Source organism: Streptomyces sp. B6B3, assembly GCF_039871525.1.
Classification (GTDB): domain Bacteria; phylum Actinomycetota; class Actinomycetes; order Streptomycetales; family Streptomycetaceae; genus Streptomyces.
Window position 1 is genome coordinate 34953 of record NZ_JBDPLU010000031.1, and the last position, 15722, is coordinate 50674.

Annotated in this window: 10 protein-coding genes; 3 read left to right on the forward strand and 7 right to left on the reverse strand. The window is 67.6% G+C overall.

The features are described from left to right. Positions 1 to 274: 274 nt before the first annotated feature. The 7 genes from ABGB06_RS36410 to ABGB06_RS36440 all read right to left on the reverse strand — a co-directional run bounded on the left by ABGB06_RS36410 (position 275) and on the right by ABGB06_RS36440 (position 9717). Entirely contained in the window at positions 275 to 1234 is a 960-nt protein-coding gene (locus ABGB06_RS36410; RefSeq protein ID WP_347598888.1) for an aldo/keto reductase, read from the reverse strand. Between the two features lie 26 nt (positions 1235 to 1260). Beyond that, positions 1261 to 2490 carry an ROK family transcriptional regulator gene (locus ABGB06_RS36415; protein WP_347598891.1) on the reverse strand — a complete coding sequence of 410 codons (1230 nt, stop codon included), beginning with the start codon at positions 2488 to 2490 and terminating at the stop codon, positions 1261 to 1263. A gap of 90 nt (positions 2491 to 2580) precedes the next feature. After that, positions 2581 to 3567, reverse strand: a complete 987-nt coding sequence (locus ABGB06_RS36420) for a carbohydrate ABC transporter permease (protein ID WP_347598894.1) — start codon at positions 3565 to 3567, stop codon at positions 2581 to 2583. Next, positions 3564 to 4529 (reverse strand): ABC transporter permease subunit, encoded by a 966-nt coding sequence (locus ABGB06_RS36425; protein ID WP_347598897.1) that lies wholly within the window; start codon positions 4527 to 4529, stop codon positions 3564 to 3566. The genes ABGB06_RS36420 and ABGB06_RS36425 overlap by 4 nt, the downstream gene beginning before the upstream one ends. Further along, positions 4529 to 6181: an extracellular solute-binding protein gene (locus tag ABGB06_RS36430; RefSeq protein WP_347598900.1), complete on the reverse strand. Its 1653-nt coding sequence runs from the start codon at positions 6179 to 6181 to the stop codon at positions 4529 to 4531. The genes ABGB06_RS36425 and ABGB06_RS36430 overlap by 1 nt, the downstream gene beginning before the upstream one ends. A 33-nt stretch (positions 6182 to 6214) precedes the next feature. After that, the gene (locus ABGB06_RS36435) at positions 6215 to 8743 is read right to left on the reverse strand and encodes a glycoside hydrolase family 2 TIM barrel-domain containing protein (RefSeq protein WP_347598903.1); all 2529 of its coding nucleotides are present in this window, start codon (positions 8741 to 8743) and stop codon (positions 6215 to 6217) included. Beyond that, positions 8740 to 9717, reverse strand: a complete 978-nt coding sequence (locus ABGB06_RS36440; RefSeq protein ID WP_347598906.1) for a glycosyl hydrolase — start codon at positions 9715 to 9717, stop codon at positions 8740 to 8742. Before ABGB06_RS36440 ends, ABGB06_RS36435 begins: the two co-directional genes overlap by 4 nt. A 584-nt stretch (positions 9718 to 10301) precedes the next feature. On the opposite strand from ABGB06_RS36440, the gene ABGB06_RS36445 reads away from it, so the two are divergent. The 3 genes from ABGB06_RS36445 to ABGB06_RS36455 all read left to right on the forward strand — a co-directional run bounded on the left by ABGB06_RS36445 (position 10302) and on the right by ABGB06_RS36455 (position 15632). Continuing rightward, the gene (locus ABGB06_RS36445; RefSeq protein WP_347598908.1) at positions 10302 to 11759 is read left to right on the forward strand and encodes a glycosyl hydrolase; all 1458 of its coding nucleotides are present in this window, start codon (positions 10302 to 10304) and stop codon (positions 11757 to 11759) included. A gap of 193 nt (positions 11760 to 11952) precedes the next feature. After that, complete coding sequence (locus tag ABGB06_RS36450; RefSeq protein WP_347598911.1) at positions 11953 to 12996, forward strand: glycosyl hydrolase; 1044 nt, start codon at positions 11953 to 11955, stop codon at positions 12994 to 12996. A gap of 152 nt (positions 12997 to 13148) precedes the next feature. Further along, entirely contained in the window at positions 13149 to 15632 is a 2484-nt protein-coding gene (locus tag ABGB06_RS36455) for a glycoside hydrolase family 2 protein (RefSeq protein ID WP_347598914.1), read from the forward strand. Positions 15633 to 15722: the final 90 nt, after the last annotated feature.

Sequence of the window (15722 nt, forward strand, 5' to 3'; positions counted from 1 at the left end):
AGTCCACCCCCAGTCCACCCTTCTCACGGGACGGAGAAGATGAGGCGTTTCCTCCTCGAACGGACCGCGCCGGGCTCGCTCGCTGCGGCGGAACCTCGTCGGTGCCGGGGCTCTGGTCGGCGCGCTGGTGCTGGGGCTGCTCGCCGCCCCAGCCGGGCCGACCCGGCCACCCCGGCGGGCACGCCCACCGGCGCCGCCACCACGCTCTACGGAAAGTGCCGAAGAGCCTTTGATCTCCCCAGTGGCGGACCTGATCGTCCACCCACTGGCGGGGTCATCGGTCGGGACCTTGCGCGTGCAGCGAACGCAACGCCGACCAGACGTCGTCCGGGATCGACCAATCGGCCAGTCGGAGGGTCTGCTCGATCCGTTCCGGATGGGACATGCCGACGACGGTCGAGGCGATCCGCGAATCGCGGATCGAGAACTGCAGGGCCGCGGCGGCGAGCGGGATGCCCGCTTCTCGGCATACCTCTTCCATGCGTGCCACGCGGGCACGTGTCGCGGGTGACGCCGGTTGGTAGCAGTAGTTCGGCTCGGCTTTCGGGCCGCGCACCAGCATGCCGCCGCCGTACGGTGCGGCGTTGACGAAGGCCATCCCGCGGCGAGCCGCGTTCGCGATGAGCGATTCGGCGGTCGCGTCGACCAGTGTGTACCGGTTGTGGCTGAGGACGACGTCGAAGACGCCGAGGTCGACGTACTGTCGCGCGAGGTCGAGTGGGCCGCAGGCGACTCCGAGGAAGCCGATGACGCCTTCGTGTTGGAGCTTTACCAGTGCTTCGACCGCCCCGTCGGGCGCGATCGCCTCATCGAACGGGATCCGTTCGGGGTCGTGCAGGTAGACGAGTTGCAGGTGGTCCTGGTTGAGACGTTGGATACTCTCCGCGACCGAGGCACGGACTCGGGCGCCGGAGAAGTCGGCGCTACCGGGTAGGGGGTCGACCTTGGTGGCCAGGACGAAGTCCGCCGGCAGGCCGCCGGATCGGTCGATGGCTTGACCGATGCGTCGTTCGCTTTCACCGTTGCCGTAGTTGTTGGACGTGTCGATGAAGTTGATCGGTCCTTCGAGTGCCCTGCAGACGGTGTTGATGGCCTGCTGGGTGTCCACTTCGTATCCGTACAGGCCTGGAGAGCTGCCCAGCGGGCTTGTACCGACGCAGAGAGGTGTAACCGAGAGCCCGGTGTTGCCGAGGGGCCGTCGGAGCATGGTGCGTCCTTCACTGTGAGGGCTCATCGGAGCGACGACGCGGCCGTCCGGGCTTATCGTGTTGCAGCGGGTGAGGCCGTGCCCCCGGGGGCACGGCTTTCCCGCATCGCGCTTGCTTCGAGCATGTTTCGGAGCACGACGATGGCTCCGCCGATCGCTGCTGCGTGGGAGGTGTCGTTGGCCAGCTCGGTCCGTACTCCGTGGACATGCCGCATGAACACCGAATTCTCGAGGACCTCTTGGATCACGGTTCGGTAGAACGGACCGATCGTTGCGAAGGCGCTGCCAGCCAGGACGACCCGGTTCACGTCGAGCAGGTTGACCAGCGTGACGATGCCGGCGGCCAGCATCCCCGCCGAGTCGTTGATCAGGGCTTCGGCGCCGGTGTCGCCGCTGAGCGTGGCCTCGGCGACAGTCAGGAAGTCAGCCAGCGGTCCATGGCCGAGGTCGAGGCGCCGTGCCAGTTCAGGGTCTCGCTCAGCGTTTTCCGCGACAGCGCGGGGTCCGGCGTACGAGTCCAGGCATCCGCGGTTGCCGCAGGTGCACACCGGACCGTGGATGTTGAGGGAGATGTGCCCCAGTTCCAGTCCGTTCGACGCCGCGCCGCGATACGGCTGGCCGTCGACCACGACTTCCGCACCGATGCCCGTCGCCATGAAGACCACGGCGAAACTCCCGGACGATCCTCCCAGGGATTGCACGCCCAGTGCGGCCGCGGTGGCGTCGTTCTCCAATACGACCGGCAGGCCGGTCGCGTCAGCAAGTGTCTTCGTGAGTGAGAAGCCCTGCCAGGCCTCGGTCGGTTGCGGGGTCAGGAGTGTCCCTCCTTCACGGTCCTGGGGGCCGTAGGTGGCCAGCCCGATACCGAGGACGTCGCTGCGGTTGACTCCGGCCGTCTGGAGCATCGTCTCGACGTGCGCGGCGAAGTCGGCGACCACGTCCTCGGGCGGACGGGTGCCCGGGGCCGGGAGCTCGTGCCGCAGCATGACCTGTCCGCCGAGGTCAATGATGACACCGACGGCCGACCACCGGTCGAACTGGACGCCGACCATGTAGCAGGCGTCCGGGCGAAGTTCCAGGAGTCTGCGGGGGCCCCCTCGCACTGCCTGCAACTTTCCCGCCTCCTGAACGAACCCGAACGTCATCAATTTGCGCACGGCATGGGTGATCGTGGTCGGCGTCAGGCCCGTCAGGTCGGCCAGTTCGACACGACTGATGCTGGGGTGCTCACGGATCAGATCGAGCACGGTAATCAGCGTTGGTTCGCGGGTGCCGGCGGACATGAGACTCACTATTCTTTCTTATGGTCGTGGGCTGAGAAGGGATTCATCCACGGTGTTTACATGATCGATCTTGCCGTCGCTGCGCCTGGTTCAGCCCTTGATGGCACCGAAGATTACTCCCTTGGTGAAGTGTCGCTGGACGAACGGGTAGACGGCCATGATCGGGACGATAGCGAGCACGACGATGGCCATCTTCACAGGGAGTCCGGCCACCTGTCCTGCGGCCTGGTTGCCGGCGCCGCCGGAACTGCCGGGCAGGGTTGCGCCCTGGAGGACGTAGGACCGCAGGACCAGTTGCAACGGCCACTTAGCGTTGTCGTTGATGTACAGAACGGCGTTGAAGAACGCATTGAAGTATCCTACGCCGTAGAACAGTGCGACGACGGCGAGTACCGCCCCTGACATGGGAACGACGATTCTCCGCAGGATCCGCCACTCACTGGCCCCGTCGATACGGGCGGCTTCGATGATTCCCTTGTCGATGCCCATGAAGAAGTTCCGCAGGATCAGGACGTTGAACGTCGAAATGGCCGACGGGAGGATCAACGCCCAGTAGGAGTTGATCAGGCCGAGTTCGCTGACGACCATGTATGTCGGAACGATTCCCGCGCTGAAGAACATGGTGATGATGAACACGAAGAGAATCGGGCGGTGCCCGAACGAGTTTGGCTTGCTCAACCCATAGGCGGCCATGGCCGAGACGACGGTGGAAATCGTCGTTCCGACAACGGTGATTCCCACGCTCACCAGTGCTGCCCTGGTGACGACGCCTCCCGACAGGATCTGGATGTAGGCCTGCGCGGAGAGCTCGCCGGGAATGACGACCAGCCCTCCGGATCTGATGGTCTCCGCTTGCGTTGAGAAACTGGTCAAGACGACGGCGTAGAGGGGGAACGCCACGGCGAGGATGATGCCGACGAGTGCGGCCGCCTTCAGGGCCGCGCCGAGCGGGGACGGCGCCTCCTCCCAGACCGGCCGGTTTTCTCGCCTGCGCCGGCGGCGCGGCTGGACGCGCCGCTCGGGCGCGACCCGGTAGCTGCTGCGGGGCGTCTTTCGCGCCCTGGCTTCGGCCGTCATGACTTCTGATACACCCCTGCTTCGCCGAATACATGGGCGAGCTTGTTCGCGCCGAGCACGAGCAGCAGGCTGATGACGCCCTTCGCCAGGCCCGCCGCCGCGCCGAAGCCCCAGTCCCCGTTGACGACGCCGTAGTAGTAGACGTAGGTGTCGATCACTTCGGAGGCCTGTGCCCCGTAGGCCTCGCGCTGCAGGATCAACTGCTCGAACCCAACGGTGAGCGCATCGCCCAGACGCAGGATCAGGAGCAGGATGATCACCGGACGCAGCGCGGGCAGGGTGATGTGCCACATTCGCCGCCACCGGCCCGCGCCGTCCGACGCGGCCGCCTCGTACAGCGACGGATTGACGGTGCTGAGGGCGGCCAAGAAGATGATGATGCCCCACCCGGCGTCCTTCCAGACCTGCTGCGACACGATCATCAGCAGGAAGGCGTCGGGGTTCGTCATCAGGTCGAAGCCCTCGAAGCCGTGCGACCGCAGCGTCGCGTTGATGAGCCCGGCCCCGCCAAAGATCTGCTGGAAGATCGTGACCACGAGTACCCAGGAGAAGAAGTGCGGCAAGTAGACGACCATCTGGATGGTGGTCCGGACACGCGCCGACGCGACGCTGTTGAGCAGCAGCGCGAGCGCGATGGGTATGGGAAAGAAGAAGACCAGCTGGAAGGCGGTGATCGTAAAAGTGTTCGTGACCGAGTTGAGGAATGCCGGGTTGTTGAACACGCGGACGAAGTTGTCCAGTCCGACGAATGGACTCTCCAGGAAGCCCGTGTACGGCGAATAGTCCTGGAAGGCCATGATGTTGCCCAGCATCGGAATGTAGGCGAACACCACGAGCAACGCGACGGCCGGCAGTGTCATCAGGATCAGGTCCCGGTCCTGCTTCAGCTTGACCCGCCAGTTGCGCCGCTGAACGTTCAGCCCTTGCGCGGTAAGGGCTGTGTGGTTTCGGCCGCGGCTCATTAGCCCCGGTCCAAGATGTCTTGGTAGAACGCGCGCAGCTGGTCGCCGCCGGAGGCCCGCCACTGGTCGATCGCCGCATCGAGGTCGTTGATGCTCCTGCGCCCCCGCGGGATGTCGGCCTGCAAGTCCTCGAAGGGCTGACCGAGGGACGCGTACTCCATGGGCTCGGATATGTGCATCCCGTAGAACAGCGGCTCCTGGAGGTACGTGCCGTTGGCGATGGCCCACTCGCAGTACGCCTCGACGTAGCCCGGGTACTGGTACTGGAACTCGGCGGCCGGGGCGTCCGCCAGGAACTGGTAGGTCGGCTGCAGTTCCCTCGCCGCCCGCTCGGTCGGTACCGGGGCCCCGTCCGCGTCGAGGGTGTAGTGGACACCCTCGACACCGAACCTGATCAGCTGGAACTCGGTGGTGCCGAACGGTGCGGCCATGGCGTTGGCCAGGCGCAGGATCTCCTTGACTTTCTCCTTGTCGTCAGCCTGCTTGACGAAGGAGTACATCCCGGCGGCGTTGCCCTTCCAGTAGACGGGGTCGGCCGCGCCGTCGGCGGAGAAGAAGTTGAACGGACGCTGGGAGTAGCTGGGGTTCGCGGCGAGATTGTCGCGGAGCGCTTCGGCCCAGCCGCCGGGTCCGTCGATCATGACCAGGGACTGACCGGACTGGAAGCGCGTCTTGGCCCCCTCCTTGTTGCCGGCGACCGCATCGGGATGGACGACGCCCGCCTCGTACGCCCTCGCGGCCCACTCCAGCGCTGCACGGTACTCGGGGGTCTCGACGCGGTTCAGGAGCTTCCCGTTCTCGTCCAGTCTCCAGTTCGTCACGGAGTGGAAGAGGGTGGCCCCGTCCCAGGGGTCTTCGATGGCCCACTGGTTGTTACCGGGGTTGTTGATCTCCTTCAGCAGGTCCAGGAACTCCTCACCGGAACGCACGGCCGGGTCGACGCCCATCTCGGCGAACAGGTCGCCGCGGTAGAAAATGACGTTGCTGATCGGCGCGGAAGGCTTCGGGATGGCGTAGATCTTGTTGTTCCAGACCGCCATGCGCCAGGCATCGGTCGGGATGTTCGCCAGGTTCGGGTATTCCCGGACGGCATTGCCCGAGAGGTAGGGCGAGAGGTCTTCGAAGACGTGCGGGAGGACGTCGGAGGCGAACGTCGGCGGCTGCATGTAGTCGAGGATCTGCACCCAGTCCGGGACGTCATCAGGCGATGCGAGCACGGTGGAGATCTTGTCGCCGTAGGTGTAGGCATCGACGATTTGGAACCTGATCTCGGAACCAAGCATCTCGTTGACCGCTTCGAAGTACTTGTTGCCGTCCGTGCGCGGAATCGTTCCCCACAGCGGTGTCATCGCGTTGATGGTTCTGCCTGTGCCCGGCGTCTGGGTGACCGACTGGACGAGCTGCTCGGGGGCCTTGGCGTACCCGGGGGGCGATTCGTTCTGCGACGGGAAGTCCGGCTCGGCGTACGTGACGGGCACGTACCTCGGCAGGACGCTGTCGGAGATCTCGCCGGCCCCGTCGGCGGGGACGGAGGTGGCTCCGGAGCATCCGGTTGTTCCGAGGCCCAGGCCGACCGCGGTGCTACTGAGGCCGACGGCGGTGAGGAACGACCGCCGGTTCATACCGCGATCGAAGGAGTTGTTGCTGGACATGGGCATCACTTCCTTGTGATGAAGAGTTGGGGCCTAGCGGACGATCAGCGTCGCTGCGGCCGCTGTGAGGTTGTCGGATCGTGCGGTGAGGGTGATGTGGCCGGGCTCCCCGGTCGGCTGGACGATCGCCAACGCGCGGCCGTGCCAGGTGTGTCGGCGCGGCTGCTGGAAACTGTCCACATTGTGGGGATTTCCGTTGCCGACTCCCTTGAGGCGCCCGGGGCCCTCGAGCTCGAAGGCGACCCGTACGACGGAGTCGGGAACCAGTCGCCGGTCGCTGTCCAGGACTGACACCAGGACATGGGCGAGTTCGTCGGGGTCTGCGTTGAGCGTCGTGACATCGGACTCGAGGTGCAGTGCCGCGGCCGGGCCGGCGGTCGCGAGCGTCTTCCGTCCGATTTCCCGTCCGTTGCTGCTGGCGACGGCGGTGAGCGTCCCCGGCTGGTAGGGCACGGTGAACGTGGCGGTGCAGTGGTGCGGCCGCACCGAGGCGAGTTCAGGCCGCTCGATGCCATTGAGCAGCAGGCGCACCGAGTCGCCGGGCGTGTACACATGCACCGTCATCGGCGTGCCGGCCGGGACCTCCCAGGTCCAGCTCTCCAGCTCGTCGAAGTAGCCCCATCGAAGGGCAAGTTGTTCCATGCCCGCCGGCACGGGGCGCTGGACGAGCAGTTCGACCGGGCTGCGCCCCCAGACCGCCGAGCGCCACCGGGATTGCGGCTTGGGCTGCCCGATCAGGTCGAAGTCGCCGCAGTTGGCTTGGAAGTAGGGGTAGTCCAGGCCGTACCCGCCCTGCTTCTTGTATAGGTCGAGGGCGCTGTGGAATCCGGGGGCGCACGTCTTGTCGCCCAGGGCGGCCCCGGTTCCCTCCTCGGTGACAAGAGTCTTGCCCAGGCCGGATTCGCCGAGGTAGTCCCACGCCGTCCAGACCCAGTTCCCAACGAACCAGCGGTGCTCGTTGGTGAAGGACTCGTCCTCGGCGATGGTGGCGGGGAAGCTCTCGTTCTGCGTGAGCGGCTGGTCGGGGTGAGCCCGGTGGAGTTCGGCCATGCCGCCGTAGCCCTGGCCCTGGGCTTGGTAGTGCACGTCGGCGATGTCGACGTAGTCCCATGCGGGGGCGGTGGTGTCGTCGTGCCCGTCGGCCAGGGTGATCGGCCGCGTCGTGTCGAGGCCTCGGACGAGGGCGGCCATCTGGCACCCGCGGTCGGACTTCTCGTGGTTGGGGATCTCGTTGCCGATCGACCACATGATGACGCTGGGGTGGTTGCGGTCCCGCAGCACCATGGCCGAGAGGTCCTTCTCCCACCAGTCGGCGAAGTGGAGGCTGTAGTCGTCGGGTTTCTTGCTCTCGTCCCACATGTCGACGAACTCGTCCATGACGAGCATGCCGAGGCGGTCGCAGATGTCGAGCAACGCCGGGTCCGGTGGATTGTGCGCGGCGCGAATGGTGTTGAAGCCAGCCGCCTGGAGGATTTCGACGCGGCGTTGTTCGGAGCGGACCAGGGACACCGCGCCGAGCGGGCCGTGATCATGATGGACACACCCCCCGCGCACCGTGATCGGCTGCCCGTTGAGGAGGATGCCCTCGGTGCCGTTCCATGTCAGCGACCGGAAGCCGAAGTCGACCGTGACGACGTCGACGACCTCGCCGTCGACCAGGACCTCGGCGCGCGCGGCATGCAGGGCGGGCGACTCCGGGGACCAGAGGGGTGCGCGTTCGACTTCCAGCCTGAGCGTCTCAGTGGACCGCCCGCCTGCGGCGAGTTCCTTCTCTTGTCCCTGGGCCGTGGCGACGACGTGCCCCCGTGGATCCAAGACCGAGACCCGGACGCTACTGCGGGCGTCAGAGCGAACGAGGTTGGCCACGGAGACCTCGACCTCGGCTGTCGAGCGCTGTTCGCTGATGGACGGTGTCGTCACGTGGAGGCCGGACATCGGGATCCGGACGGGCCCGGTGACCGTGAGCCAGGTGTGCCGGTAGATCCCGGAGCCGGAGTACCAGCGGCTGTTCGCACCTGAGTTGCCCACCCGAACCGCGAGCACATTGGTCCCGAGGGTTTGCAGATGCGGGGTCAGGTCGTAGGCGAACGAGGTGTAACCGTAGGGGTGGAAACCGAGGTGGACCCCGTTGAGCCACATGTCGGCGTTCTGGTAGACACCGTCGAACCGCAGCTCGACATGCGGGCTTTCGCCGCCCCGAGCGGAAGCGGCGTAGTCGTCCAGCGTGAACCGCTTGCGGTACCAGCCGACGCCGCCCACGGTGAAGCCCGTGTCCCGCTTTCCTTCGCTTCCCGCGAAGTCGAACGGGCCTATGACGCTCGGCGGCTCCGGCGCCGACGGCTCCCCTCCCTCCGCGTAGACGAGGACCGAGGGATAGCTGGTGGCCGCGCCGTCGTCGGAGTCCGCATGCGGAAGGTCCTCGATGCTCCAGTCGTGGGGAACGTCGAGCGTGCGCCACTGGCTGTCGTCGAACGACGCGGACTCCGCGCCGTCGACGTCGCCTCGCAGGAAGCGCCAGCCACGGTCGAACGACAGCTCGCGGGGTGCAGGCACGGAAGTCATCGCTGCACCGCCCCTTCAACGTGAAGGGACCGGCCGAAGTCCGGAAGTTCGTCGCGGGTGACCACCATGCCGGCGTGGTAGACGCGGCGCAGGTGGTCGACCGAGTTGCTCTCGGTGAGGTGTTCGCTGTTCCAGGTGTTGAAGTACAGCCAGTTCGCTCCGGTCGCCCTGAGTCGTTCCGGTGCGGGGATGGGTCCGTTCTCATGGAGTGCCACGGGCACCTCATCGCAGGCAGCGGCCCGAGCCGCGGCGTACAGCCGATCGAGCGGGCCGTAGTCACCGGCTGTCGCATAGGTGTCGGCGCCGACCAGGTCGACGTACCGCCGGCCGGGATGGAACGACGGATCCGGTTCCCCGTTGAACGCCAGCAGCCAGATCAGGTTCTTCAAGCCCTTGGCGCCGGTGAGGTAGTCGAAGGTGTGCCGCCACAGCCGCCGATACTGCGCACCGCCCTCCTTGCTCCACCAGAACCAGGCGCCTCCCGCTTCATGGAACGGTCGCCAGATCGCAGCAGCACCGGCGTCCTGCAACCGCTTGAGGTTCGCTGCAGCCCCGTCCAGTCGCTCCATGAACGATGTGTGCTCCGGCGTTCCCACGGTCAGCACGGCATCGATCGATACGGCCTGCTGGCAGCCTTCGTAACTGTCGTCGAAGGTCGGCGCGCCCATGTGGTACGCGACGGAGGGGATCCCTCCCGCGTTCCACCAGTCGATCGCGCGGCCGACGTAGTCGTCGGTCCCCTGGTCCATCCCTCGGATCGCGGGCGGTTTGCCGGAGACGCGGAGGATGTAGTCCATCTCGTACTCCGGCCCGCCGTTCCAGGTCGACTCCTCCTGGCCCGACAGGATCCGCCGGCCCGGCAGCTCGTACAGGTAGCTCAGGACTTCGCGAACCGCCGGAGTCGCGGCCGGACTGACGGGCTCCACATTGCAGCGGTGCGATGTGGCTGTCTCGGTGGCCGGGTGTATTGCCATGCTCGGGTCTCCTCTGGCACGGGTTGACCTGCACGTCACGGTGCAGGGCAATCGCGAGAACTGCGCTGACCTGCGGCGACGTAAGTATTAGCCCACTAAATTGAGTCGGTCAAGTGTTTGGTCCCGATCGATCAGGTCCCCGATCGAACGGGCGCGGCCTGGCCTCGGAGCCCGATCAGGGGCCGGCATGCGGTGCGACGAGAGTGCGGGCAGCGAGCCCGACGCGCGCCCCGGGGCGAAACTCCGGTTGCGGCACCGGCACTCCAGCGATCAGTGGACTCCGAGGTCAGAAGCGTGCGGCCGGACAGCTGGCGCCCGGACGAGAAATTTGGCTCTGGCGACGGCCTTGACAACGGTCCGACACGCGACTCCAATGATTACCCGAATCAATTTAGTGACGCAAATGTTATGGGGGTCACCTCGTCCGTCACCTTGCGATGCGGGCGGGTGGCGACCGCAAGCGCACCACGGCGGAGCTGCCAGGCATGTCGCTGCCTGGTCGAGCGCCGCGCCGCCATCGAACGAGAAGAAGCAACCACACAGGAGTGAATGCAATGGAAGGTGAAGCGTCGGATGCCTCAGGTATGACGCGGAAGACGTTCTTGGCCGGCGTCACCGGCGCGGCAGTAGCGGCATCGGTGGGAGGGGCGCTGCCCGCGCTGGCCTCGTCCGAACCGGACGACCGAGCCGATCGTAGGCGGCGGAATCACTCGCCGAAGAGCGTCACACGATACGAGGCCGAAGACGCCGACCTCACCGGCAACGTGACGGTCGCCACTGCTGGGACGGGGTTCTCCGGGGCCGGCTACGTGACCGGATTCAGCGCGGAGACCGACACGGTGCGGTTCACCATCGAATCCGCAACACAGCAACTCAGCCGGATCAAGCTCGGCTATCGCACCGAGGGCGGCTACGACAAGACGATCGACCTCAACCTCAACGACACTCCGGTCGGTGGGATCAAACTGACCGGGGCCGCCGACTTCACCGCCGGTCCGGCAGGGCTCGTGCTCCTGGAGCCCGGTGGCAACACCGTCACCTTCGGCGGCGGATGGGGTCACTACGACATGGACTACCTCGACATCGAACCGTCGGGCGCGCCCTCGAAGTACTCAGTGAACGCCGCGCCCGTCAACCCGAACGCCTCCTCCGAGGCACGGACCCTGCTGCGGTACCTCGCCGACCAGTACGGCCACCAGATCCTCTCCGGGCAGCAAGGGCTCGCCAACGCCGAGCGGGTGTACGACGTAACCGGCCTGCACCCGGCGATCCTGGGCATCGACTTCGGGGACTACTCCCCGTCGCGGGTCGAACGGTACGACCCCGGCACGGTCATCACCGAGACCGAGAACGCCCTGGCCTGGCACCAGCAGGGCGGTCTCCTCACCGCCAGCATCCACTGGAACGCCCCCACCGACCTCATCGACGAACCGGGCAAGGAATGGTGGCGCGGGTTCTACACCGACTCCACCACCTTCGACATCGAGGCAGTCCTCGCTGATCCCGACTCCGAGCGGTACCAGCTGCTGCTCCGGGACATCGACGCCTTCGCCGTCCAACTGCAGCGGCTCCAAGCGGTCAACGCCCCCCTCCTGTTCCGCCCGCTGCACGAGGCCGACGGCACCTGGTTCTGGTGGGGCGCCAAGGGGCCGGGCCCGTGTATCGAGCTCTACCACCTCATGTACGACCGGCTCACCAACCACCACGGGATCAACAACCTCCTCTGGGTCTGGAACTCGGCCGACCCCGCCTGGTATCCCGGTGACAGCCACGTCGACATCGTCAGCTACGACTCCTACTTGCCCAAGGGCTCCTTCCACCCCAACAGCTGGGCGTTCGAGCACATGGTCAACCTGGTCGACGACCGCAAGATCGTGGCCATGTCGGAAAACGGGGAAAACCCCAGCCCCGACCTCCTCGACGCCTACCAGACCTGGTGGAGCTGGTTCAACAGCTGGGGTGAGGACAACTCCGACGACCACCTGCAGTACGTCTTCAACCACTCCAGCGTCATCACCCGCGACGACCTGCCCGCCTTCTGAGTCGACGGCGGTGTGGATGCTCGAACAGCATCCACACCGCCGCGCACAAGCCCACATCATTCTTTGGCAGAACTGGGCCGTTTTGTACGGTCTTATGTGATTGCAACGTCGTATCGCGATCCGGGCGCGCCACAGTCTGGGCCGCTCGCCCGCGGCTCCCTCACCCCCACATCTCTTCGGGACGGAGAGAACCATGCAGCAGCACACCCCGCGCACCACGCCACGGATGACCGTGGCGGGCGTCGTAGCGGTGACGACGATCCTGTCTTTCGGCCTGCTCGGCACCGCCTCGGCCGCTTCCAGCAGCGACACCGCAGGCGACCCCACCCAGGAGTGCACCGTGTCCCCCGTCAACCCCAGCGCCACCCAGCAGGTGCGCGACGTCCTGTGCTACCTGCACGAGCAGTACGGCAACCACATCCTGGCGGGTCAGGAGGAGAGCACCTGGAACGGCGGCCCCGAGTACGAGATGGACTACATCTCCGACAACACCGGCAAGCTGCCCGCCATCCGCGGCATGGACCAGGCCACGACCGACTACGTTGGGCGGGCCATCGACTGGTGGAACGCCGGTGGCCTCCCCGAGGTCGCGTACCACATGGGCGCGCCGACCCACCCGGACACCTACGAGGGCAGCCAGATGTGGGTGTCCATCGACGCCGTGCTGACCGCCGGCACGGCCGAGAACGCCTCGTTCCTGGAGCGCCTGGACGCCACCGCTGCCAACCTCCAACTGCTGGAGGACGCCGGCGCCGCGGTCATCTTCCGGCCCTTCCACGAGGCCGGCGGAACCTGGTTTTGGTGGAGCAAGGAGGGCGGCCCCCGGTACCAGCGGCTGTGGCAGTACACCTACGACTACCTGACCAACACCAAGGGCCTGAACAACCTGATCTGGATGTTCGGCATGAACGGCGAGCCGCAGTCCGACTTCTACCCGGGCAGGGACTACGTGGACATCGCCGGAGCCGACACCTACGCCGGCAACCAGAACTACGACCCGCAGCACACGCTCTACACCGCCGCCCGCGACGCCGTCGGCGGCCAGCTCCCCGTCGCCCTGCACGAGAACGGCCCCATTCCCGACCCGGACCAGCTCCAGTCAACCGGCACCGACTGGCTGTGGTTCAACACCTGGAACAGCCAACACCTCACGGACGGGAACTCCGTCGACCACCTGCGCAAGGTGTACGACCACGACTACGTCATCACCCGCGACGAGCTCCCCGACTTCGGCTGACCGCTGGCCCGGGCTCCACACGGCGCCGAGCCGCGTGGAGCCCGGGCCCATCGGCATGTCCGTGTCGAGGCCAGGGCCGTGGGTATGTGCGGCCCGGGCAGGCCGAACTCCCGCTGATCGTGACGGTCTCAAGCCATGCACACCGCGAACGAATGGAAGAGAACGTGAACCGCACGCTGCTGCACACAGGATGGACCCTGCGTTCCGCCGGTGGCCCGCCCGCCCCGGCCCACCAGGACGCGACCCGGACGCCCGTCGCGGCCACGGTGCCGGGGTGTGTGCACACCGACCTGATGGAGGCCGGCCTGGTCCCCGACCCCTTCGACGCGGACAACGAGTCCGCGCTCGCCTGGATCGGCCGCCACGCCTGGGAGTACCGCACGTCCTTCGACGCGGCGGCGCCCGCGCCGGGCGAGCGCGTCGAGCTCGTCTGCGAGGGCCTGGACACGCTCGCCGACCTCCGTCTCGACGGCGAGGACCTCGGCCACACCGAGAACCAGTTCCGCACCTACCGGTTCGACCTCACCCACCGCCTGCGCGAGGGCGCGCACGACCTCGCCGTGACGTTCGCCTCCGCCCTCGACTTCGTGGAGCGCGCGGCCGAGCGCTACGGGCCCCGACCACACGTCAACGCGCACCCCTTCTACGCCCTGCGCAAGATGGCCTGCAACTTCGGCTGGGACTGGGGGCCCGACCTGGTGACCGCCGGAATCTGGCGGCCGATCGCGCTGGAGCGGTGGCACACCGCGCGGCTCGCGAGCGTCCGGCCGCTCACCTCGGTGCGGGGCACCACCGGCCGGCTGACCGCCGAGCTCGACGTCGCCTGGGCCACCCCACAGGCCCCCGCCGACGGCGTGACCGTCGGGGTCGCGATCGGCGGCCACACCACGCGCGTCACCGTCCCCGCGGGCGCGCCGCGGGTGACGGTCGAGCTGGACGTGCCCGACGCCGCGCTGTGGTGGCCGCGCGGCTACGGGGACCAGGCGCTGTACCCGCTCCAGGTCACGCTGTCGGACGCGACCGGCGCCGAACTCGACCAGATCGTACGGCGGGTGGGCTTCCGCACCGTCACCCTCGACACCACGGCCGACGCGGACGGCATTCCGTTCCACCTGGCCGTCAACGGCACCGAGGTGCTGGTCCGCGGCGCGAACTGGATCCCGGACGACGCGTTCGTGACCCGGGTGGACGCAGACCGCTACCGCCGCCGCGTCGAGCAGGCGGTCGAGGCCGAGTGCAACCTGCTGCGGGTATGGGGCGGCGGCATCTACGAGCCGCACGAGTTCTACGACGTCTGTGACGAACTCGGCGTCCTGGTCTGGCAGGACTTCCCCTTCACCTGCGCCGGCTACCCCGAGGAGGAACCCCTGTGGAGTGAGGTGGAGGCCGAGGCCCGCGAAGCGGTGGCGACGCTGTCCTCGCACGCCTCCCTCGCGCTGTGGTGCGGCGGCAACGAGACCGTCGCCGCGTTCGCCGAATGGGGCGGCTGGCGCGCCCGGCTGGCCGGGCTGACCTGGGGCGCCGGGTACTACGAGGACCTGCTGCCGCGGATCGTCGCCGAACTGGACCCGACCCGCCCGTACGTGCCCAACAGCCCCTACTCCTTCGGCGACTACGCCTCCCCGGACGACCCGCGGCTGGGCGACACGCACATCTGGGACGTCTGGAACAGCCGCGACTGGACCGGCTACGCCGACTCCCGGCCGCGGTTCGCTTCCGAGTACGGCTACCAGGGCCCGCCGACGTGGACCGCGCTCACCCGCGTGGTGCACGACCAGCCACTGCGCCCGGACGGCCCGCACCTGCTGGTGCACCAGAAGGCCGAGGACGGAAACAAGAAACTGCGCCGCGGACTCGAGCCGCACCTGCCGACGCCGCAGACGTTCGACGACTGGCACTGGGCGACCCAACTCAACCAGGCGCGGGCCATCGCGTTCGGCGTCAGCCACTTCCGCTCGCTCGCGCCGCTGTGCACCGGCAGCGTGCTGTGGCAGCTCAACGACTGCTGGCCGGTCGTGTCCTGGGCCGTGATCGACGGCGACGGTCGGCGCAAGCCGGCCTGGTACGCGCTGCGTCAAGCCCAGGCCGACCGGCTGCTGACCTTCCGCCAGGCGGCGGACGGCCTGGAGGTGGTCGCGCTCGACGACCACGCTGAGCCCTGGGCGGGCACGGTCACGCTGCGCGCGTACGGCCTGGACGGCACCCCGGCCGGGGTCGCCGAGGCCGCGCTCGACGTCGCGCCCCGGCGGACCCAGACGGTGCCGGTGCCCGCCGCGCTGCTCGGCGACGGCACCGCGCCCCGGCTGCTCACCGCCGAGGCGGACGGCGCGCGGCGGGCGACGTGGTGGTCACACGAGGACCGCGTCAGTGGGCTGCCCCCGGCCCGCCTCACCGGCGAGGCCACGCGCACCGCCGAGGGCTACCGGGTCGTCATCGTGGCTGACTCGGTGGTGAAGGACCTCACCCTGCTGGTCGACCGGGCCGACCCGACCGCCGAAGCGGACGACGCCCTGATCACCCTCCTCCCAGGCGAACGAGCCGAGTTCACGGTCCACACGACCACCGACCTCATCCCTAGCACCCTCCTCACCCACCCCGTCCTGCGCACCGCTAACGACCTGCTCCAGCTGCGATGACGTGGCCGGCGGGGGTGGCCTTCGATGCCGGTGCGGTCGGGATAGTTCGCAGCCGAGTCCCAGATCGCGGGGGGTTCACCGTGTAGTCGT